1 protein-coding gene is annotated in these 468 nt (G+C 52.6%); it reads right to left on the reverse strand.

Annotated features, from left to right (window positions below; translation table 11 throughout):
• Positions 1 to 60: 60 nt before the first annotated feature.
• A partial coding sequence (locus HK22_RS14750) for an integrase core domain-containing protein (RefSeq protein ID WP_143412441.1) occupies positions 61 to 468 on the reverse strand: 408 nt, incomplete at its 5' end.

Raw genomic sequence — 468 nt, forward strand, 5'->3', positions numbered from 1 at the left:
GGTGTTAAGCGCTGTATCTCACCTCATGAACGCCCCTGGCCAGGGGCGTTCATGAGGTCATCATAACAGGTTGGAAACACATAAGGTGTTTGGTCCCGTGTTTTGATGGTTTGGATTGATGATGAATCTGTCTGGCTCTGAAGTCCAGATTTTGCAGACGTATTCGTAAGGGGTGAGGCCGTTCAGGGTCTTGAGTCTTCGCCCGAAATTATAGGCTGCCGTGAAGTCGTTGAGGTGTGTCCTCAACTGCTCATGACTGTCGTAATGGAAGCGTTTGACGGTTGCTTCCTTGATTGTCCGGTTCATCCGCTCGACCTGACCGTTCGTCCAGGGATGATTGGGTTTCGTCAGACGATGTTCGATCCCGTGAGCTTCGCAGATCATGTCGAAGCGCATGGGGCGAGACCAGGCCGTATTGCGGTTACGGGGCTGATCAGCGAACTGGATGCCGTTATCGGTCAGAATGGT

The organism is Gluconobacter sp. DsW_056 (genome assembly GCF_002153595.1).
GTDB classification, from domain to species: domain Bacteria; phylum Pseudomonadota; class Alphaproteobacteria; order Acetobacterales; family Acetobacteraceae; genus Gluconobacter; species Gluconobacter albidus.